This is a genomic window from Variovorax sp. GW822-FHT04E09, from assembly GCF_058800845.1.
The window spans coordinates 291853-311231 of the sequence record NZ_JBXAMR010000002.1 but is presented as its reverse complement, the minus strand read 5'-3'; the positions used below and the strand labels follow the sequence as shown (position 1 = coordinate 311231).

At 68.5% G+C, this 19379-nt stretch carries 17 protein-coding genes; all 17 read right to left on the bottom strand.

Translation table 11 applies throughout. The features are described from left to right. Nucleotides 1–112: 112 nt before the first annotated feature. The 17 genes from AC1RL8_RS08825 to AC1RL8_RS08745 all read right to left on the bottom strand — a co-directional run bounded on the left by AC1RL8_RS08825 (nucleotide 113) and on the right by AC1RL8_RS08745 (nucleotide 19345). Nucleotides 113–3100 (bottom strand): hypothetical protein, encoded by a 2988-nt coding sequence (locus AC1RL8_RS08825; protein WP_492685064.1) that lies wholly within the window; start codon nucleotides 3098–3100, stop codon nucleotides 113–115. 179 nt (nucleotides 3101–3279) lie between these two features. Then, nucleotides 3280–3870, bottom strand: a complete 591-nt coding sequence (locus AC1RL8_RS08820; protein ID WP_492685063.1) for a hypothetical protein — start codon at nucleotides 3868–3870, stop codon at nucleotides 3280–3282. A gap of 907 nt (nucleotides 3871–4777) precedes the next feature. Continuing rightward, on the bottom strand, nucleotides 4778–5632 hold the full coding sequence (locus tag AC1RL8_RS08815) for a response regulator transcription factor (RefSeq protein ID WP_095744502.1): 855 nt from the start codon (nucleotides 5630–5632) through the stop codon (nucleotides 4778–4780). Nucleotides 5633–5729: 97 nt separating this feature from the next. After that, nucleotides 5730–5960 carry a hypothetical protein gene (locus AC1RL8_RS08810; RefSeq protein WP_492685062.1) on the bottom strand — a complete coding sequence of 77 codons (231 nt, stop codon included), beginning with the start codon at nucleotides 5958–5960 and terminating at the stop codon, nucleotides 5730–5732. A gap of 73 nt (nucleotides 5961–6033) precedes the next feature. Continuing rightward, nucleotides 6034–6897 carry an intradiol ring-cleavage dioxygenase gene (locus AC1RL8_RS08805; protein WP_492685061.1) on the bottom strand — a complete coding sequence of 288 codons (864 nt, stop codon included), beginning with the start codon at nucleotides 6895–6897 and terminating at the stop codon, nucleotides 6034–6036. Next, a complete protein-coding gene (locus AC1RL8_RS08800; protein ID WP_492685060.1) occupies nucleotides 6881–7918 on the bottom strand; it encodes a branched-chain amino acid ABC transporter permease in 1038 nt (345 codons plus the stop codon). The genes AC1RL8_RS08805 and AC1RL8_RS08800 overlap by 17 nt, the downstream gene beginning before the upstream one ends. A 5-nt stretch (nucleotides 7919–7923) precedes the next feature. Next, the gene (locus tag AC1RL8_RS08795; protein ID WP_492685059.1) at nucleotides 7924–8898 is read right to left on the bottom strand and encodes a Bug family tripartite tricarboxylate transporter substrate binding protein; all 975 of its coding nucleotides are present in this window, start codon (nucleotides 8896–8898) and stop codon (nucleotides 7924–7926) included. A gap of 38 nt (nucleotides 8899–8936) precedes the next feature. Continuing rightward, nucleotides 8937–10532 carry a sulfatase-like hydrolase/transferase gene (locus AC1RL8_RS08790; protein ID WP_492685058.1) on the bottom strand — a complete coding sequence of 532 codons (1596 nt, stop codon included), beginning with the start codon at nucleotides 10530–10532 and terminating at the stop codon, nucleotides 8937–8939. An 11-nt stretch (nucleotides 10533–10543) separates the two neighbouring features. Further along, the gene (locus AC1RL8_RS08785; protein ID WP_070059778.1) at nucleotides 10544–11404 is read right to left on the bottom strand and encodes a branched-chain amino acid ABC transporter permease; all 861 of its coding nucleotides are present in this window, start codon (nucleotides 11402–11404) and stop codon (nucleotides 10544–10546) included. After that, nucleotides 11397–12113 (bottom strand): ABC transporter ATP-binding protein, encoded by a 717-nt coding sequence (locus AC1RL8_RS08780; RefSeq protein ID WP_489057567.1) that lies wholly within the window; start codon nucleotides 12111–12113, stop codon nucleotides 11397–11399. The genes AC1RL8_RS08785 and AC1RL8_RS08780 overlap by 8 nt, the downstream gene beginning before the upstream one ends. Continuing rightward, the gene (locus tag AC1RL8_RS08775; RefSeq protein WP_492685057.1) at nucleotides 12110–12829 is read right to left on the bottom strand and encodes an ABC transporter ATP-binding protein; all 720 of its coding nucleotides are present in this window, start codon (nucleotides 12827–12829) and stop codon (nucleotides 12110–12112) included. Before AC1RL8_RS08775 ends, AC1RL8_RS08780 begins: the two co-directional genes overlap by 4 nt. Before the next feature lie 12 nt (nucleotides 12830–12841). After that, nucleotides 12842–14095, bottom strand: coding sequence for an ABC transporter substrate-binding protein (locus AC1RL8_RS08770; protein ID WP_492685056.1), 1254 nt, complete (start codon nucleotides 14093–14095; stop codon nucleotides 12842–12844). A gap of 49 nt (nucleotides 14096–14144) precedes the next feature. Next, the gene (locus tag AC1RL8_RS08765; protein ID WP_492685055.1) at nucleotides 14145–15212 is read right to left on the bottom strand and encodes a maleylacetate reductase; all 1068 of its coding nucleotides are present in this window, start codon (nucleotides 15210–15212) and stop codon (nucleotides 14145–14147) included. Nucleotides 15213–15233: 21 nt separating this feature from the next. Beyond that, on the bottom strand, nucleotides 15234–16208 hold the full coding sequence (locus tag AC1RL8_RS08760) for a tripartite tricarboxylate transporter substrate binding protein (protein ID WP_492685054.1): 975 nt from the start codon (nucleotides 16206–16208) through the stop codon (nucleotides 15234–15236). 37 nt (nucleotides 16209–16245) lie between these two features. After that, nucleotides 16246–17709 carry an aldehyde dehydrogenase family protein gene (locus tag AC1RL8_RS08755; RefSeq protein ID WP_369632756.1) on the bottom strand — a complete coding sequence of 488 codons (1464 nt, stop codon included), beginning with the start codon at nucleotides 17707–17709 and terminating at the stop codon, nucleotides 16246–16248. 95 nt (nucleotides 17710–17804) lie between these two features. Then, nucleotides 17805–18812: a hydroxyquinol 1,2-dioxygenase gene (locus tag AC1RL8_RS08750; protein ID WP_070059783.1), complete on the bottom strand. Its 1008-nt coding sequence runs from the start codon at nucleotides 18810–18812 to the stop codon at nucleotides 17805–17807. A gap of 23 nt (nucleotides 18813–18835) precedes the next feature. Next, complete coding sequence (locus AC1RL8_RS08745) at nucleotides 18836–19345, bottom strand: cupin domain-containing protein (RefSeq protein ID WP_492685053.1); 510 nt, start codon at nucleotides 19343–19345, stop codon at nucleotides 18836–18838. Nucleotides 19346–19379 lie beyond the last annotated feature (34 nt).

Sequence of the window (19379 nt, the reverse complement as noted above, 5' to 3'; positions counted from 1 at the left end):
CCTCGCCTCGGAAACGAGAGAAGGCGCAAAGGAAAAACGCACAGGCTTGTGTGCCCTGTGCGAGGGAGCCGACGGGCTTGTGCCCGTCGGCTCCGCTTCACTCAGGCGAAGCTCAGTTGTTGACCTTCACGGAGAACAGCAGCGTGGCGCTGCCGCCAGGTGCCACGGTGTTGCTTGCGCTGCCGCAAGCCACGGTGGTGGCGGTGCTGCTGTAGGCCAGGGCCGTACCAGACACGCCGGTGGACGTGCACTGGGTGGGGGCCGGAGGCTGCGTCGCACCGGTGAAGGAGGTGTAGGCCGGCACCGCGTCGTTGATCGACATGTTGGTGACCGGTGCCACGCCTTCGTTGGTCGCAACGACGCGGTACACGATGCACTCACCGGGCTTGGCGACCAGCGGAGCCGACGAGGACGGGACCTCGGCGCCATCGCAGTTCACGTCCAGTGCCTGCGTCTTCACGAGGCGCATCTGGCCCGTGATGACCGTGGTCACGTCGTTGGCCGAAGGCGTGCCGCAAGCGGGGACGTCAGGAAAGGTCACCGTCACCGTGGCGGTGTCGGTGGCACCTGCCGCTGCGCCGCCCGGTGCGAACACCTTGACGAGCAGCTTGTGCGTCGTGCCACTGTCCAGAGCCTTGGCCGGTGCGGTCGGTGCGGTCGGCGTAACCGTGCCGTTCGTCACCAACGGGTCGGTGTCGTCGATCTGGCCATTGCCGTTCGCGTCGATGTACACGGCGGTGGTCCAGCCTGCTGCTGCACCCGTTGCCGTGGCCGTCACGTTGTACTTCGTGCCGCAGCTTTGCGCGCCGGTGATGGTCACCGTGTGGGCATACACCACAGAACCGCCGGGAGCGACCTGGCCGTTGTTGTTCGGCGTGAGCGTCGCGCCGAAGGTGTTGGCCTTGCTCACAGTCACAGCGTCCAGCTTCGTATCGATGGCCACGGCCTTGGTCGAGGTCGTGGTGATCGAGCGCACCTGGAAGTAGATTGCTTGACCGGGAGCAACGATCACCGCTTGCGAAGCAGGCGGCGTCACGCAGGCACTGACTGGCGCCTGAGCGCCGGCATTCACGTCCACCTGAGTGATCCCAGTCGCAGCAGCGCAACCGGTGGGGGCGACAATTCCAAGCACGAACTTCACGGTCCAGCCTGCGGGCAGGCTGCCCGGGAAGCTGTTGGCCTGACTCGCGGCAAGGCTGTAGGTGGTGGCCACCGAGTCGTTGTTCTTGACGTACAGGGGGAAGACTGCCGCAGTTCCAGCCGGGGTGTCCGTCGTCGTCGTCGGCTTCGAGCTGGGGCCGGTGCCCAAGTCTTCAGTCCCCGGGGTCGCGTTGGAGTTGCCGTTCACGCTGTTGGTCAGGTCAACGAGTACGGTCACGATCTTGGCCAACGTATCGCGCGTGGTGTCGGTCTTCGTGCTGTCGCCGGTCGAGGTACCGATCACGACAACAGAATAGGGCGAACCCGGAGGAACGGTCGCCAGTGCTGGCAACGTCGCCACCGTGACGAACTTGAAGGTGCCACCGCTGCCGATAGGCCCCGTGTCCGGAATGCCGTCGCTGTTGCTGTCAATCAGTGGCGTCAAACCGTCCTCAGCGAAGAACTTGAAAGTCGTCCCGCTCGGGAAGTTGTCCGTGCCCTTCACGAGGTTCACCGTATCGGTCGCATTGCCCGTGTTGAAGACCGTCTGGGCGAACTTCACCATGGCGCCGCCGACCGCAGTGGGCTGCACCGAGTGGTCTACACCCGCGGCATCGGTCGCTACGGCGTTCGGCTGGCCCGCCGTCGTATCGCGCGAGCCTGGAACGGCAACGGTACCCGTCGCGGAACCGAGCACGATGTCGAAGGTGCCGATGACGTTGTAGCTGGCCGGGTTGGTCGGCGAGTTCGTCGCGCCAGGCGAATTGGAATCGTCAGCCAGAGCCGCCGAGATCGGGTTGTACCTGGCCGTATTGGTCGTGGTCGACGTGCCGATGGCCGCCGTGTCATTGACCATCACGACGAAGCTCACCGTCTGCGTGACGTTTGGCTGCAGGTCGCTCACGACGAACGTCAGCGTATTGCCTGCCGCCTTGAAGTCGATGCCCGTGGTGTCGCCGCCCGCCGGATCCGTCAGCGCGGTGCCCGACGGCGAGTTGCTCCAGACGGCCGAACCCGGCACGTAGGTGAAACCGCTAGGCAAGGTGTCCGTCAACGCGAACCGGCCTGTCGCACCACCCGTGTTGTTGAACTTCAACGTGTAGGTGGTGTAGACGCAGCCTGTCGCCGGAGCGCCCGCACCCGCGAGGGTGGCAGCGCAACCTGCGACCGAGCGCGGACCCGCCACCGAAGCAGCGGGCCAGGCGGCACCGCTCACCCAGCTGACAGCCGGAACGCTCAGGCTCTTGGTGGCATTGAAGGCCGCTTTGTCCGTGAGGTTCACGTGGTCGACGTCGGCCGCGGACTGGTTGGAAGCCGCGTAAAGCGCCGGCGTGCCTGCGGTGGCCGTGATGGTCGCGGCTACCGGCGAAGTGAAGGTACCCCCTGTTCCACCGGTGGCTGTGCTCGGGATCGAGTACGCCACGACGAACGGGAACGTACCGTTGCCGCCCGCCACGGTCTGGGCCGGAACATTACAAACAGTCCCCGGGGTCACCGTACACAGCGCGGTCGTGCTGTCGGGCACGCCGTCGGCGTTCGCGTCGGCGAACACTTCGACCTTGGTGAAGCCGTTCGGGCTGGCCGGTGCGGCCACGCTCAGCGTGAACGTGTCGGTGCCGTTGCCGGTGTTGGTCAGCACGTGCGGTGCGTACACGGTCGTGCCCGCGGCGCCGGTCTTCGTGTTGACCACGTTGGTCGTCACCGTGGTGTAGGTGTCCAGGTTGAACGAGCCGACCTGCTGCACCGTCGTCTGCACGAGGTTGGAGGTGGCCAGCTGGCTGGCACCGTTCGGGTCCAGGTAGGTGGCCGAAGCCTGGTTACCGATGATGGTGTTGGCGGGTGGAGCCGCAGCGAGTGCGCCGGAACTTCCAAAAAGGAAGCTCAGCGTCAGGGCTGCTGCGCCCGCCCAGAGCGCGCGCGGCGCGGGGCCGGTGCGACGGGCAGACAAGGTAGGGATCACTTGGGTTTCTCCTCGGGGGTTGGGGTCAAAAAAGGTCAAAAAAAGGACGAACTCACCCCGGCCGGGGATTTCCGCGAACGGAAACCGGCAATGGAAAAACCAGCGGGGTTTTGAAGAAAGAGAGAACCGGCCGTCAGGGCGGCTCAGCGCCGCCGGCGGTCGTCGTCAGCGCGGGAAGCTCAGGGCGTGCTGCGCGCAACCTTCTGCGCGTCGGCACCAGCGGCCACCGGCGCGGGCGGCACCACCGTCTCGACCTTGGCGCGCGCGGTCACCGCGGCCGAGCCGTTGGCGGGCAGCTGGCCCAGCGTCCAGCGCAGCGAGCGGTACTCGTTGTACGGAACCGGCTCCGACTTGCCGTTGACGACGCGCGCCAGCGGCTCGGCGGCAAAGGCGCCGTCCTTGGTCGCGGCCTTGACCAGCGTCGCGCCGGGCTTGGCGGTCTTGGGCAGGTACTCCAGGCCTTCGGGGATCGGCAGGTTGGCCACCAGGCCGGTGACGGCCTTGCCCGTGTGGTTGGTGTAGGTGGCCGTGTACTCGAGCACGTCGCCCGGCTTGACCGAATCGGCCGCCACCAGCTGCTCCTTGCCCTGCGCGTCCTTGACCACCTTGGCCTGCGTCAGCACGACCGCGACGGTCTTCTTCTGCGCGGCCTCGGTGGGCGCGGGCGCGGCCTTCGTGCCCTGCGCGGCGGCCATGCCGCCCAGCCCCAGGGTCATGGCCACGCCGAGCCCCAGGCCGAGGCGAACGGTCAGCCGGACCACCGGCGACATGAATGAATTCACTTGAGACGAACTTCCGATAGACATAGACAACTCCTAAAAAACAACTTCAAAGCCAGACCGAGGCAACACGAAGATCAAACCGACTTGACCTGTGGCCTCGCGAATTGGCGTCGAAGCCATTTCCCAGCCACTTGCAGCACACCACTTACACACCGGCATCGGCGACGACCGCCTCCGATGCCCACGCTCGGCCTCACGCAAGCACGCCCTTTTCGAGCCGCTTCCATGAGCCATTTACCACGTTCATATTATTTTCTGAATGTTTACAAAAACAATCGAACGTCCGCGATCCGCCACTTGCAATGGCCGAGGGTTCCGTGAAAATGTCACGAGAGGCCCTCCAAAGTTAACAACTGTGAATACAGATGTAATCTGGACGTCTGCTTAGATTGTGAATAAACCTGCAATTGGAGTGTGATCAATTTCACAAGCGGATCGCCTCCAAGTTGTTGATGCGTTTGAATAATTTCACTTCCACATCAACTCGCCGCCTCACGATCACCCAGTGTTTCAAGGGAGAAACGAGGCCCTTCGAGCGGCTTCGGACTGGCCCTCGGGGCCACTTCGAAACTAAATTTACAAATTCACAGACTGTGTAATCAGGCGCCGCGAATTTAAGTTCCTGCATGCGTGCCCTGTCCCCCAATGGTTTCAATCACGGGCTGCGTGAAATACGGCTCGATGGATTTTTCAAAATCCAATTCCATTCAAACAGGCACGGCTGCGCCATTGGCCTGAATTCAATTCAAGCCAATCCCGGCCGGCTCACTTCGCCGGAATTCATTCGTTGGTCTGCCGACGCCCGGCCTCAATTCGGAGGCGAATGGGCGAACGTCTTTTTTCAAGGTGACCTTGCGTCACCCCTTCGGATGCCGCGGGCGCTGCCCGCGAAAACTCACTTGCCGTGCCGGTTGTGTGCGCGCTCCAGCGTGTAGCCCACGCCGTAGAGCGAGCGCACGCGGAATTCGCCCGCCACGATCGATGCCAGCTTCTTGCGCACGCGCGACACCAGCGCATCGAGCGACCGGCTGGCGCCCAGCTCCCCGTTGCATCGGGGCCCCTGGGGCAGCTGCTGCCGCGACACGGGCGTGTCGAGGTGGCGCACCAGCACCCGGGCGATCTCGAATTCGCTCGGCGTCATGATGGCTTCGCGGCTCGCGTACTCGACCGCGAGGCGGCTGCGCACGAGCTGGAAACCGTACAGGCCGTGCGGCTTCGCGTTTCGGCGCAGCGATTTCCTGCCGCACAGCGTCGACACGCGCGCCACGACCTCTTCCGCGTTCCAGGGGCTCACCAGGAAATCATCGACGTCGAACACCGACACGCGGGGCGTTTCCAGCACGCCGCGCGACCGGGTCAGCACGACCACCGGCGCGGTGGCCGCACGGCTGGCGCCGATGCCGAACAGGATTTCCGGCAGCGCGCCCTCCATCGCCTCGCCCATCAGCAGGAAGAGCCCGACGCCGGGCATCGAGGCGGCCTCCAGCAGGTCTTCCTCGTTGACCACACACAAGGGGCTGAAGCCGGCGTCCTTCAACCGGCCTCGCAGCCAGTCGATCTCTTCGCCGGAGTCCGTCAGCACCACCACACGACCGTTTTTCTGTTCCACCCTGTCCACCATCGCTTCCCTTTTCATCGCTCCCCGCATGCCTCTCACAATGGAGTGGAATGTATTAACGTTTATGTACAGTCGATAGGGAAAAGTGCCGATATTGACCAACGGAAACAGGTAGCCCTGTTCTTTTGTCATCGTGTGCAAACAAACTCACACTAATGGGGCGTCACCCCCTCGACACGGGCGGATGGAATCCCGGATCAGCCTTCCATTCCACGAAGGCCGAACGCGCTCAAACCCTCTCGGAAGTGGCCTCGGACGCAGGGGCCGCCTTGCGCGCGGACAGCCTTTCGAGCAGCCCGACGAGCCAGCACATCGGGCAGCCGCGCAGCAGCAGCAAGGCGCCGACGACGGCAGGCGGCGCGATCCAGGGATGGGCGGACGACAGCAGCACCGCCAGCGCGACGAGCGCAAGCGCTCCCGCGCCGCGAAGCAGATGCCAGGTGATGGAAACGGGACACATATGCAGGGCTCCTTGAAGAGGGACACCTGCAAGAGAGGCGGCGAAACGCCGAAACGGTTCGCGGGCCCCCTCCTCACTCCCCGGCCGGCTCGAGCACGAACGCGAAGTCCAGCGTGTGGAACGGCCCGCCCTGCACGCTGCCGTCGGGCGCATGGCCCGGCGCGTGCGCGGCGAAGTCGCCGATGAGCGAACTGCGCACACCGAACACCGCGTCGCTGTCGAGGTAGGGGTCGCCCTCGCGGAAGACGTGCGTGATCAGCGTCTCGTAGCCCGGCGCCTGCACCATGAAGTGCACATGCGCGGGCCGCCACGGATGGCGCCGGGTGGCGCGCAGCATGGCGCCCACGGGCCCGTCGGTGGGAATCGGATAGGCCACCGGCGCCACGCCGCGAAACCACAGCCGCCCTTGCGCGTCGGTGCGCAGCACCGCCCGCCCCTGCATGGGGCCGTCGGGCCGCTGCACGTCGTAGAAGCCTTCGGCGTCGGCCTCCCACACGTCGACCAGCGCATCGGCCACGGGCTCGCCGTCGCGCCCGCGCACGGTGGCCTGCACGAACAGCGGCTCGCCCACCGCGCCGGCCGCGATGTCGCTGCCCAGCGGCAGCTGCGGCGCGCCGGCCACGTGAAAGGGGCCGAACACGGTGGCCTCGGTGGCCTGCGGGCTCTTGGCGTGGTTCATCGCCACCGTGAGCATCGACAGGCCCAGCGTGTCCGACAGCAAGATGAACTCCTGGCGCTGCGCATCGCACTTCTGGCCCGTGGCGGTGAGGAAGTCGATGCCCGCGGCCCACTCGGCCTCGGTGAGCCGCACTTCGCGCGCGAAGTCGTGCAGGTGGCGCACCAGCGCCGACATCACTTCCTTCAGCCGCGCGTCTTCGCAGCCGGCCATGCGCTCGAGCACGGCGGCGGTGATGGTGTGTTCATCGATGTTGCGCATGGGCGTCGGGCTCCAGGGAGGAAGAAGGCGCGTGCGGCGCCGCCAGGCGCCGCTGCGTCGGGAACAGGGACCAGGCCCAGCGCTGCTGCGCCCAGCCCCACAGCCCCTGCTTGAAGAAGATCGTGGCCACGATGGCCAGCAGCCCGAGCCCGAGCAGGTACCAGGTGCCGTAGTCACTCAGGAACTTGTTCAGCGCCCAGAACACGAGCGCGCCCACCAGCGGCCCTTCGATGCGGCCGATGCCGCCGATCACGACCATGAAGATCGCGAAGGCGGTCCAGTTCGGCGCGAAGGCCGCGTCGGGGCTGATGCGCAGGTTGCCCACGAAGTACAGCGCGCCCGCCAGCCCGGCGCCGAAGGCCGCCACCACGTACACCGCGAGCTTCATGCGCGCCACCGGGATGCCCTGCGATTCGGCGGCCAGCTCGTTGTCGCGGATCGCCAGCAGCGCCAGCCCGAAGCGGCTGCGCAAAAACAGGTAGACCAGCGACACCGCCGCCACCACGCAGCCCAGCGCCATCCAGTAGGTGACGCTCTCGCGCGTGGCGCGCTCGATGCCGCGCAGCGCCGTGAGCGTGGTGCCCGAGCCGCCGCCCACCGCCGACACGTTGGCGAAGCTGAGCCGGAACACCTCGGCGATCACCCAGGTGCCGATGGCGAAGTAGCCGCCCGACAGCCGGAACGCCACGAAGGACACCGGCACCGCGATCAGCGCAGCGGCCAGCGCCCCCAGCGGAATCGCCACGAACGGGTTGACGCCCGCGAAGTTGCCCAGCATCAGCATCACGTAGCCGCCGAAGCCGAAGAAGGCCTGCTGCCCGATGCTGACCATGCCGCCGTAGCCGGCCAGCAGGTTCCACATCATCGCGAAGATGAAGTAGCAGGCGATCTCGACGAACTCGCGCATCCAGCTGGGTTCGCCCCAGAAAGGCAGCGTGGCGGCCACCGCCACCAGCGCGGCGGCGCTCCAGCCCGCGCGGCGGCTGCTGCCGGTGTCGATGGTGACGACGACGCAGGCCATCGCGCTCAGTCCAGCTGCAGCTGCACGCGCGCGGCCACCTGGCCCCAGCGCTGGTGCTCGGCGCGCAGGCGGCGCGCCGCTTCTTCGGGCGTGTTGGCCACCACCTCGAGGTCCATGGTGGCCAGCCGCTCGCGCAGCTCGGGCGCGGCCAGCGCCTTCGCAACCTCGGCCTGCAGCCGCGCCACCACGGCCGGCGGCGTGGCGCGCGGCATGGCCATCATCTCGGCGAAGCTGGCGTCGTAGCCCTTCACGCCCGCCTGCGCGACGGTCGGCACCGTGGGCTGGCTGCCCAGGCGCTTGCTGCCGGACACGGCGATCGCCACCAGCTTGCCGTCGCGGATGATCGGGCCGACCGTCGGCGAGGCCAGGAAGCCGCAGGGCACCATGCCGCCCATCACGTCCTGCATGGCCGGGCTCGGGCCGCGGTAGGGCACGTGCTGCATCTGCACGCCGGCATCGGCCAGCAGCATCTCCATGGCCATGTGGCCGGGCACGCCGGGGCCGCCCGAGGCGTAGCTCATGGGCTTGGCTTTGGCCGCGGCCAGCAGCTCGGGCAGGGTCTTGATGCCGGCGCCGGGAAAGCACACCAGCTCCTGGCTGAACGCGGCCAGCTGGGTCACGGGCACCAGGTCTTCCATCGGGCGGATGGCGAGCTTGCGGTACAGGTGCGGGTTGATGGTCAGCATGGTGTCGGGCCCGACCAGCACCGTGTGGCCGTCGGTGGCGCGCGCCACCTCCTGCATGCCGATGTTGCCGCCCGCGCCCGGCTTGTTGTCGACCACCACGGGCTGGCCCAGCGCCTTCTGCAGGGCCGGCTGCATCAGCCGCGACACGATGTCGCCCGGCGCGCCGGCCGGAAAGGCCACCACCAGCCGCACGGGCTTGCTGGGCCAGGTGTCGGCGGCGTGGCTGGGCGCGAGGGTGGCGAATGCGGCGGCTGCCGCCATACAGGCCGCGAGAGGTCGGCGGAAAGCGTTCATGGGATGTCTCCTTTTCTTGAAATGGGGTGCGCGGCCGCCTACCAGGTGCCGATGAGGATGCCGGCCGCCAGCTCGCGTTCGTTCCAGCGCGCGATGTCCTCGGGCGCCACTGTGGGAAAGCGCCGCCGCTGGCGCAGCCAGTCGAACAGCAGGCCCAGCATCTGCTCGCGCACGGCGGCGAAGGCCGGGTCGCGGCCCAGGTCGACCAGCTCGTCGGGGTCGGCCTGCATGTCGAACAGCTGCGGCGGCAGGTCTTCGAAGTGCACGAACTTCCAGCGGCGCGTGCGCAGCATCGTCATGTGGCAGCGCTCGACGGGCTGGGCCAGCGGCAGCCGCACCTCGTCGCGGAAGGCGAAGCTGTTCTCGCACACCACCAGGTCCTTGCCGGCCGCGCCGGCGTGGCCGTGCAGCAGCGGGCGCAGCGACTGGCCTTCGAGCCATTCGGCCGGCTGCGGCAGGCCCAGCGCGTCGAGCATGGTCGGCACGAGGTCGATGCATTCGACCAGCGCGTCGCTCACCGTGCCGCGGCGCGCGTCGGCCTCGGCGCGCGGATCGACCACGATCAGCGGCACCTTCACGATCGGGTCGTGGAACAGCTCCTTCTCGCCCAGCCAGTGGTCGCCCAGGTAGTCGCCGTGGTCGCTGGTGAAGACCACCAGCGTGTCGCGGTCCAGCCCCTGTTCGGCCATGAAGGCGAAGAGCCGGCCGAGCTCGTCGTCGACCTGCTTCACGAGCCCCATGTAGGTCGGCACCACGGTATTGCGCACCTCGTCGCGGCTGAAGTTGCGGCTCACGGTCTCGCGCCGGAAGCCCTCGACCACCGGGTGGGCGTCGACGCGCTCGGCCTCGCTGCGCACCACGGGCAACATGTCGTCGGGCCCGTACATCGCGTGGTACGGCGCGGGCGCCACGTAAGGCCAGTGCGGCTTGATGTACGACAGGTGCAGCACCCAGGGCGCGTCGCCGGCCTCGCGCATGAAGTCGATGGCGCGCTCGGTCGTGTAGGGCGTCTCGCTGTGCGCGCCGGCAATGTGCGCGGGCCGGTCGGCCCAGCGCATCTGCCAGCCGCTCAGGATCTCGCCGTCGGGGCCGCGCCCCGAATTGGCGAAGTCGTGCCAGGGGTTGTCGGAGTCGTAGCCCTGCGCGCGCAGCCAGTCGCAGTAGGCGTTGCCCGTGACCTTGAAGCCCGGCGGCCAGATGCCGTCGTCGCGCGCATAGGGCTCGAAGCCGCCTTCCATCGCGAGCCGGCCCGCGCCCTGCGTCGAATCGATGCCCAGGCGGCGCGCGCCCTCGGTGTCGGCCTCGACGTGCGTCTTGCCGACCAGCGCGCAGCGCACGCCGTGCGGGCGCAGGTGATCGCCCAGCGTCTTCTGCCCCACCGACAGCGGCACGAAGTTCCACATCGTCCCGTGGCTGCTGACATAACGGCCGGTGTAGGTCGACATGCGCGAGGCGCCGCAGACCGCGCCCTGCGCATAGGCATGGCTGAAGCGCACGCCGCGCGCGGCCAGCGCGTCGATGTGCGGGGTCTGCAGGCGCGGGTGGCCGTAGCACGAGAGGTGGTCGGCGCGCAGCTGGTCGCACATGATGAACAGCACGTGCCTGAGCGGCGCGGGGGAGGTCTTGTCGGTCATGTCGGAAGGGCTCAGCGTGTCTTGGGGAACAGTCCCTGCGGCCGCAGCACCAGCACCGCGAGGAACACGAGGTGGCCGAACCAGATGCCCCAGCCCGGATCGATGCGAAAGCCGATCTGCTGCGCGATGCCCAGGATCATGGCGCCGGCCAGCGTGCCCCAGAACGAGCCCATGCCGCCGATGATCACGGCCTCGAAGGCGAACAGCAGCAGCAGCGGGCCGTCCGACGGCGACACCGTGGTGCGCATGCCCTGCAGCGCGCCGGCGATGGCGATCAGCACGAAGGCGATGCCCGTGGCCAGCGCATAGACCTGCTTGGCCTTGAGGCCCATCAGTTCGGCGATCTCGCGGTCATCGGAGACCGCGCGGAAGGTGCGCCCCAGCGGCGTGCGCGTGAACATCCACTGCATCGCGCCCGTGGCCGCCACCGCGACCGCCAGGATCACCAGCGGCAGCGCCCCCAGCGCCAGCGTGTCGCCCAGCGGCACCGAGGCGGTGGCCAGCGCGCCGACCTCGATGGCGCGCGGGTCGGCCGAGAACAGCTCCAGCAGCAGGTTCTGGATCACGATCGACAGGCCGAAGGTCACGACCAGCGAGGGCAGCGGGTCCTTGCCCAGCGTGCCGTTGAGCACGTGGCGCTGCAGCAGGTAGCCGAAGCCGAAGGCCAGCGGCAGCACCGCGAGCACCACCAGCCATGGCACAGATGCGCCGGTCATCGAGACGCCGGCGATCACCGCGAAGGCGCCCAGGATGATGAAGTCGCCCTGCGCCGTGTTGGTCAGCCGCATGACGCCGAACATCAGCGACTGGCCGAGCGCGAACAGCGTGTAGAGGCCGCCGAGCAGCACGCCCTGGAGCAGGGTTTCAAGCATGGTGCTCCTCGATGCCGAAGTAGGCCTGCGAGATCTGCTCGGGCGTGAGTTCATCCGAGCGCCCCGTGAGCGACACGCGCCCGTCCTGGAAGCAGTACACGCGCTGCGACACCTGCCGCGCCATGCGCACGTCCTGCTCCACGATCACGACCGTCATGCCCTCCCCCGTGATGGCCGGCATGGCCGCATAGATCTCGCGGATGACGACCGGCGCCAGGCCGAGCGAGAGCTCGTCGCACAGCAGCAGCTCGGGGTTGCTCATGAGCGCGCGGCCCAGCGCCACCATCTGCTGCTGTCCGCCCGACAGCGAGGTGGCAGGCTGGCGCCGCTTCTCGGCCAGGATGGGGAACAGCCCGTACAGGCGCTGCAGGTTCCACGGCCCCGCGCGGCGCGGCGTGGCGCCCATCAGCAGGTTCTCTTCCACGCTCAGGCTCGGGAACAGGCGCCGGCCTTCGGGCACCATCGCCAGGCCGCGCCGCACGATCTCGCCGGGCGGCAGGCCGCCGATGGGTTCGCCCTTGAAGCGGATCGCGTCGGAGGGTGCGCGCAGCAGCCCCGTGAGGCTTTTCAGAAAGGTCGACTTGCCCGCGCCGTTGGCGCCGATGACCGCCACCAGCTCGCCCGCCGACAGCGTGAAGTCGATGCCGAACAGCGCCTGCGCATCGCCGTAGAAGGCCTGCAGGCCGTGGGTGTCGAGCAGCGCGTTCATGCCTCGATCCCCATGTACACGCGCCGCACTTCCGGGTCGTTCATCACCGCGCGCGGCGCGCCTTCCGCCAGCTGCTGCCCGAAGTTGATGACGAACAGCCGGTCGGCCAGCGACAGCAGCGCATGCACGACGTGCTCGATCCAGATCATGGTCACGCCGCGCGCCTTGATGCGTTTCAGTTCCGCCACCAGCACCGCCGCCTCGGGCTCGGTGAGCCCGCCCGCAATCTCGTCGAGCAGCAGCAGGCGCGGCTTGGTCGCCAGCGCGCGCGCCAGCTCCAGCCGCTTGCGGTCGAGCAGCGTGAGCCCGCCGGCCGGCTTGTTGGCGTGCGCCGCCAGGCCGGTCTGGGCCAGCACCTCGTGCGCCGTCTCCCAGGCTTCGCGCTCGGCCTGCTGGCCGCCGAAGCAGGCGGCGGTGACGAGGTTCTCGAACACGCTCATGTGGCCGAAGGGCTGCGGCACCTGGTAGCTGCGGCCGATGCCGGCGCGGCAGCGCTGGTGCGGGCGCAGCCGCGTCACGTCGCGGCCCGCGTACTCCACGCGGCCGGCGTCGACGCGCGCGTCGCCCGAGATCAGGTTGAACAGCGTGGTCTTGCCCGCGCCGTTGGGCCCGAGGATGCCCAGCGTCTCGCCCTCGGCCACCGCCAGCGTGATGCCGTCGGTGACCTTGAGCGCCCCGTAGGACTTGCTCACGCCGTGCAAGGCCAGCAGCGTCATGGCAGCCGTCCCTCAGAGCAGGCGCAGCGCGCCGCCGGTGGGGATCGCCTTCGCGGCCTCGTTGTTCACCAGCGTCAGCTCCACCTTGCGCTGCTTGCCCTTGCCCCACTGGCCGAGCACCAGCGGTGTCTTGCTGACGTTCTTGAACGGGCCCTGGCCGCCCCACTTCACGGGGCCGACCACGGAGTTGATCGAGGTCGCGGCCACGGCGTCGCGCACGTCGCCGGCCTTGAGCGACTTCGATCGCGACAGCGCGTTCGCCGCCACCTCGAACAGCGCATGCGCAAAGCCGATGGGCTGCGTCCACTGCTTCTTGGTGCCGGCTTCGTAGGCCTCCGCGAGCGCCTTGGCGCTTTGCTGCGTGAGGCTGGAGCTGAACGGGTGCGACGGGCTCCACCACACCTCGGTCGAGAGGCCCTCGCCCAGGTCGCCCAGCGCCTCGATGGCGCCCGGGAACAGCAGCGCCTTGCCGAGCGTGATCACCTTGGGCTTGAAGCCCTGCTGGCGCGCCTGCGTGAGGAAGGTCTTGGCGTCGGGCGGGATCACCACGCCGGTGACGATCTCGACGTTGTCGCGCTTGAAGGCCGCGATCTGCGCGCTGAAGTCCTGCGTGCCGTTCTGGAAGCGGCCGGGGTCGGTGAGCGTGAAGCCCATCTGCGCGAGCGGCTTGGGAAAGCCCAGTTCCTTGTCGCCCCAGGCGTTGCCGTCGCCGTCGTTGGGGAACAGGCCGCCGACCTTCTTGTTGGTGGCCACGGTCTTCCAGCCGTTGGTGAAGGTGGCGATGACGTCTTCGAGCCCCCAGAACAGGTGATAGGTCCAGTTGAAGCCCTTGGCCGGGTCGCCCTTGCGGCCGAAGAACCAGGGCTGCCACGGCACCACGCTGGAGATGCAGGGCACCTCGTTGAGTTCGCAGGCGTCGCTCACCGGGTTGGCGGTCTCGGGCGTGCCGGCCGTGAGCACCAGCGCGACCTTGTCCTTCAGGATCAGGTCGTTGGCCACCTCGCCCGCGCGGTTGGGGTTCGACTGGCTGTCCTTGAGCACGATCTGCACAGCGTACTTCTTGCCGCCCACGCTGATGCCGTCCTTGAAGGCGGCCTTCATCTGCTCGATCACCCACTTGTCGGCCTCGCCGAAGGGCGCGAGCGGCCCGGTCTGCGGCGACACGTAGCCGATCTTGAGCGTGTCGGCGGCGAACACCCGCGGCGCGGCGCCCGTGGCGGCGAGCGCGGCGGCGGCCTGCGTGAACTGTCTGCGGTTGAATGTCATGGCTGTCTCCTTCGTTGTTCGTGTGTGTCTTCGATGCCTGCGCCGTGGCCTAGCCCGGCGGCTCGCCGTCGAAGGCGCGTTGCAGCAGCGCGCGGATCGCGTCGCGCTCGCCCGGGCCGAAGGGCCGCGGGTTCCAGTACGGGTTGGCGACGGCGATGTCGGCCGCGCGGTCGAGGTCGGCGGCGCGCATGCCGATGTCCTTCAGCGCCACCGGTGCGCCGTTGTCGCGCGCCAGCGCATAGACCGCCGCCGGCGCCGACACGCCGCCGAGCGCGCGCGCGATGCGCGCCATGGCACGCGGCGCGGCCTGGGCGTTGAAGGCGAGCGCATGCGGCAGCACCACCGTGTGCACCTCCGCGTGCGGCAGATTGAAGCTGCCGCCCAGCGTGTGGCACAGCTTGTGGTGCAGGGCCATGCCCACCGCGCCGAGCACGCCGCCGCAGAGCCAGGCGCCATACAGCGCGTCGGAACGCGCCGCCAGATCGTCGGGCTGCACGCGGATCGCCGGCAGCGCGCGGGCGAGCGCCGCGATGCCCTCCTCCGCCATCAGGTCCATCACCGGGTTGCTGTCCTGCGCGTACAGGCCTTCGGCCGCGTGCGCGATGGCGTTGATGCCGCTGGTCACGCTCAGGCCCACGGGCAGCGTGCGCGACAGTTCGGGGTCGTAGATCACGGTGCGCGGCAGCACGCGCGGGTCCTTGCCGGTCTTCTTCAGGCCGTTCTCGGTGAGGCCGTAGATCGGCGTCATCTCGCTGCCCGCGTAGGTAGTGGGAATAGCCACGATCGGCAACCCCGACTCCAGCGCGATGGCCTTGCCCAGCCCCGTGGTGGAGCCGCCGCCCAGCGCCACGGCGCAGTCGGCGCCGAGCCGGCGCGCCAGGTCGCGAGCCTCGCGCGCCGTCTCGACGGGCACGTGCATCACGGCGCGGTCGAACAGGCCGGCCGCCTGCGCGCCGAGCGAGGCCGCCACGCGCTCGGCCTGCGGGCGCTGCTCGGGCGTGCACAGCACCAGTGCTTTTTTCGCGCCCAGCGCATCGATCTCGCGCGCCAGGTGGCGCAGCGAACCGGCGCCGAACACCACGCGCTGCGGGTGGGTGGTGTGGATGAAGTCGTGCATGGCGCGCTCCTTTCTGTCTGGCTATTCGAGGCTCAGGCGGCGCTCGCGCACCAGCCGGGCCCACTTGTCCTGCTCGATGCGCAGCACGGCGGCGAACTGCTCGGGCGTGTTGGCGATGCCCGTCAGGCCCTGTTCGCGCAGCCGCTGCTGGAACGCGGGCTCGGTCACGACCTTGCGCACCTCGGCCTGCAGCCGGTCGACCACGGCGCGCGGCGTGCCGGCCGGGGCCAGCAGGCCGACCCAGGAGTTCACCTCGAAGCCGGGGTAGCCGCTCTCGGCCACGGTGGGCACGTCGGCATAGGCGGCCACGCGCTGCGCGCCGGTCTGGGCCAGGGCGCGCAGCCGGCCCGCGTTGACATGCGGCTGGGCCAGCACGGCCGAGAGGAACATCATCTCGACCTGCCCGCCCAGCAGGTCCTGCTGGGCCGGACCCCCACCGCGGTAAGGGATGTGCGTGACGAAGGTGCCGCTCACGGCCTTGAAGTACTCGGCCGTGAGGTGGTTGCTCGAGCCCGGCCCGACGCTGGCGTAGTTCAGGCGCCCCGGCTGCGCCTTGAGCAGGCCGACGAAGCGCACGAAGTCCTTGGCCTCGACCTTCGGGTTGACCACCAGCACCAGCGGGTTGCTCGCCACCTGCGTCACGGGCTGCAGGTCTTTCGCGATGTCGAAGCTCAGCTTCGGATAGACCAGCGGGTAGGTCGCGTAGCTGTCGAACACCATCAGCAGCGTGTGGCCGTCGGGCGCCGCGCGGGCCACCTCGGCGCCTGCCAGCGTGCCGCCGGCGCCGCTGCGGTTGTCCACGATCACGGTCTGGCCGAGTGCGGCCTGCAGGCGCGGCTGCAACTGGCGCGCGACCGTGTCGACGATGCCGCCCGGCGGAAAGCCCACGACCAGCCGCACCGGCTTGGTCGGCCAGGCCGGCGCCTGGGCCTGCGCGGCCATGCCCCACAGCAGCGTGCAGGCGAGCAGGGCCCGGGAAAGGATCGAGAAAGACATCGTGTGCGTCCGTCGGGTTGGGAAGAAAAGCAAAGCCTCAGCGCACGAAGTGCGGCGGAATCTGCGCGTCGACGTTGACCCACACGCTTTTCACCTGCGTGTACTCGCGCATCGCGTCGAAGCCCATCTCGCGGCCGTAGCCGCTCTGGCCCACGCCGCCGAAGGGCGAGCCGGGGTTCACGCGCTTGTAGCTGTTGATCCAGACCATGCCGGCGTGCAGGTCGCGCGCCACCTTGTGGGCGCGCTGCAGGTCGCGGGTCCACAGGCCGCTGCCCAGGCCGTAGTCGGTGCCGTTGGCGATCTGCATCGCCTCTTCGTCGCTCTTGAAGGTGAGCACGGTGACGAAGGGGCCGAACACCTCTTCCTGCGCCACGCGGTCCTGGTACGAGCGGGCGCGCACCACGGTCGGCTGCACATAGCAGCCCTGCGCCAGGTCGCCGCCGGGCGCGCCGCCGCCCGCCAGCACCTCGCCGCCCTGCGCCTGCGCGACCTCGACATAGCTCAGCACGCGGTCGCGGTGCTGGGCGCTGGTGAGCGGGCCCATCTCGGTGGCCTCGTCGAGCGGGTTGCCCAGGCGGATCGACTGCGCGAGCGGAATGAACTGGTCGAGGAAGGCGTCGGCGATCTTCTCGTGCAGCATCAACCGCGAGCCCGCGATGCAGGCCTGCCCCTGGTTGTGGAAGATGGCCCAGGCGCTGCCGTTCACGGCGGCCTGCAGGTTGGCGTCCTCGAACACGATGTTGGGGCCCTTGCCGCCCAGCTCGAGCTGCACCTTCTTCAGGTTGCCCGCGCTGGCCTGCACGATGCGCCGGCCGGTGGCGGTGCTGCCGGTGAAGGCGATCTTGGCGATCTCGGGATGCTCGGCGATGTACTGGCCCGCCACGCTGCCCAGGCCGGGCAGCATGTTGACCACGCCGGGCGGCACGCCGGCCTCGGCCATCAGCTCGGCGATGCGCAGCGAGGTGAGCGGCGTGATCTCGGCCGGCTTCATCACGATGCAGTTGCCGGCCGCGAGCGCGGGCGCCATCTTCCAGCTCGTGAACATGAGCGGGAAGTTCCACGGCACCACCTGGCCGACGATGCCCACGGGCTCGCGCAGCGTGTAGTTGAGAAAGCCCTCCTCCACCGGAATGGTCTCGCCCTGGAACTTGTCGGCCATGCCGCCGAAGTAGCGAAAGCACGCGGCGGTGCGCGGCACGTCGAGCCGGCGCGAGTCGCGGATCGGGTGGCCGGTGTCCAGCGATTCGAGCCGCGCGAGCTCTTCGCCGTTGGCCTCGATGAGGTCGGCCAGCTTCAGCAGGATGCGCCCGCGATCGGCGGCGGCCATGCGGCTCCACTTGGGGAACGCGCGCTTCGCGGCGGCCACGGCCTTGTCGACGTCGGCCTTGCCGGCCAGCGCGACCTGGGCGATGGGCGTGTTGTCGTGCGGGTTCAGCGTGGCGAGCGTCTCGCCGGATTCGGCGTCGACGAAACGGCCGTCGATGAAAAGCTGGTGGCGGATGGAAAGAGCGGGCATGGGTTCTCCTCGCCCTCCCCGCGCGGGGAGGGCTGGATGGATGAATGGCGGGAAGAAAGAAGCGGCGGCGCGCCGGCCGGTCAGAACTCGACCGGGATCTCGGGCGACTCGCCCTTCTGGATCTCGTAGACCAGGCTGGGCGAGCCGTTCTCCCACACCAGCAGCATCGAGCGCTTGGGGCTGAAGCCCTGGTGGCGGCAGTAGGCGGGCATGGCGGCCATGTCGCCGGCCTTCATGATCACGCGGGCCATGGGCTTGCCGGTGTTCTTGTCGCCGCAGTCCCAGTGGATCTCGTCGGTCATCTGGAAGAACCACTCGACGCGGTCGTTGCCGTGGATGATCGGCAGGATGTGCTCCTCGGTCGTCGGGCACATGTAGCTGTGCTTCACCACCGAGGTGAAGCTCGGGTTCCACGTGACCTGCGAGCGGCTCAAAAAGCCGAAGAGGTTGAAGGCGTGCACCTCGTTCTCGAAGCCCGGCTCGGGGTGCAGCTCGGGCTGGCCCTGCGGCACGTCGGCGAAGGCGCGGTTGACGGGCGCGCCGCGCGCGTCGCTGCGCAGGTCGAGGTCGCCCTTCAGGCCCACGCAGCGCTTGGCCAGCTCGCGCGCCCGGGTGATCTTGGCGGTGTTGTTGCCGCTCTTGCGGCCGTAGGGCGAGCCGGTTTCCTGCGGCGCGGCGAAGGGGTCGAAGGCCTCGTTGGTCCAGTCGTCGAGCATGGCCTCGAAGGTGGCGCGGATCTGCGCCGTGGGGAAGTTCTCGAGCAGGTCGATGCCCGCGTCCTTCATGGTGCCGTTGAAGCTGCCGGCGTACAGGTCGACCGAGTCGTAGTGGTTGATGGTGCCGAACACGTTGTCGAAGTTGACCCAGCCGTAGAAGAAGCCCCAGGCCACGTCGCGCATCAGCGCACGCAGGTAGTTGCCGGCGTCCATGGTGTGGCTCATGGGACGCCCGTCTCGGGTCTTCCAGGTGATGTGGGCGAAGTACTCGTCCCGGCGGAAGCCGAAGCTGCCGAGCGAAAAATCCTTGTAGCCGAGCGTGGCATCGGGCTGCGATGCGATGACCTTGGCGAGTTCTGCGGGTGCGTTCATGGTTTGGCTCCTGGATGGCTTGTTCAGTGCGTCTGGCAGATGTCGGCCCACTTCTCTACCGAGAGGTCGCCCTTGCAGGTCTGCAGCACGATCACGCCGGGGTCGCCGGCCACGCGGAACTGGTAGGCCGTGTTCTTGGGCAGCAGGCCCTGGTGGCCGCGCGAGAGCTTCATCCAGCCCATCTTCTTGCCCTGCGGCTCGCCCTCTACGAGCACGGCGCCGTTCTTCTCGGTGTCGGCCACGGCCTGGGCCGCATCGAGCTGCACGAGGTGCACTTCGACCTCGCCGTCCATCACCAGCGCGAACTCGTCGTGGGCGCAGGTGAACCAGGGCGAGGTGCCTTCGGCGCGCAGCGTTTCCAGCACGTAGATCTGGTTCTGGCCGAACACGACCTTCTCGTAGGGCTGGCTGATGCTGGCGATCTCGAAGCAGTTGGAGAACGCGTAGTGGCGCACGTCGTCGTCGATGGGCTCGACGTGGCCTTTCTCGAAGTGCTTGAGGGACCCGAAGCGGGTCTGGTATGCGACGGTCATGGGTTGTCTCCTGAGGTGCCGGACGATGCAGCGT

Excerpts from the sequence above, each read along its gene's own strand:
- AC1RL8_RS08820 (WP_492685063.1), bottom strand. The coding sequence starts at position 3,870 with ATGTCGCCGGTGGTCCGGCTGACCGTTCGCCTCGGCCTGGGGCTCGGC.
- AC1RL8_RS08815 (WP_095744502.1), bottom strand. The coding sequence starts at position 5,632 with ATGACAAAAGAACAGGGCTACCTGTTTCCGTTGGTCAATATCGGCACT.
- AC1RL8_RS08810 (WP_492685062.1), bottom strand. The coding sequence starts at position 5,960 with ATGTGTCCCGTTTCCATCACCTGGCATCTGCTTCGCGGCGCGGGAGCG.
- AC1RL8_RS08805 (WP_492685061.1), bottom strand. The coding sequence starts at position 6,897 with ATGCGCAACATCGATGAACACACCATCACCGCCGCCGTGCTCGAGCGC.
- AC1RL8_RS08800 (WP_492685060.1), bottom strand. The coding sequence starts at position 7,918 with ATGGCCTGCGTCGTCGTCACCATCGACACCGGCAGCAGCCGCCGCGCG.
- AC1RL8_RS08795 (WP_492685059.1), bottom strand. The coding sequence starts at position 8,898 with ATGAACGCTTTCCGCCGACCTCTCGCGGCCTGTATGGCGGCAGCCGCC.
- AC1RL8_RS08790 (WP_492685058.1), bottom strand. The coding sequence starts at position 10,532 with ATGACCGACAAGACCTCCCCCGCGCCGCTCAGGCACGTGCTGTTCATC.
- AC1RL8_RS08785 (WP_070059778.1), bottom strand. The coding sequence starts at position 11,404 with ATGCTTGAAACCCTGCTCCAGGGCGTGCTGCTCGGCGGCCTCTACACG.
- AC1RL8_RS08780 (WP_489057567.1), bottom strand. The coding sequence starts at position 12,113 with ATGAACGCGCTGCTCGACACCCACGGCCTGCAGGCCTTCTACGGCGAT.
- AC1RL8_RS08775 (WP_492685057.1), bottom strand. The coding sequence starts at position 12,829 with ATGACGCTGCTGGCCTTGCACGGCGTGAGCAAGTCCTACGGGGCGCTC.
- AC1RL8_RS08770 (WP_492685056.1), bottom strand. The coding sequence starts at position 14,095 with ATGACATTCAACCGCAGACAGTTCACGCAGGCCGCCGCCGCGCTCGCC.
- AC1RL8_RS08765 (WP_492685055.1), bottom strand. The coding sequence starts at position 15,212 with ATGCACGACTTCATCCACACCACCCACCCGCAGCGCGTGGTGTTCGGC.
- AC1RL8_RS08760 (WP_492685054.1), bottom strand. The coding sequence starts at position 16,208 with ATGTCTTTCTCGATCCTTTCCCGGGCCCTGCTCGCCTGCACGCTGCTG.
- AC1RL8_RS08750 (WP_070059783.1), bottom strand. The coding sequence starts at position 18,812 with ATGAACGCACCCGCAGAACTCGCCAAGGTCATCGCATCGCAGCCCGAT.
- AC1RL8_RS08745 (WP_492685053.1), bottom strand. The coding sequence starts at position 19,345 with ATGACCGTCGCATACCAGACCCGCTTCGGGTCCCTCAAGCACTTCGAG.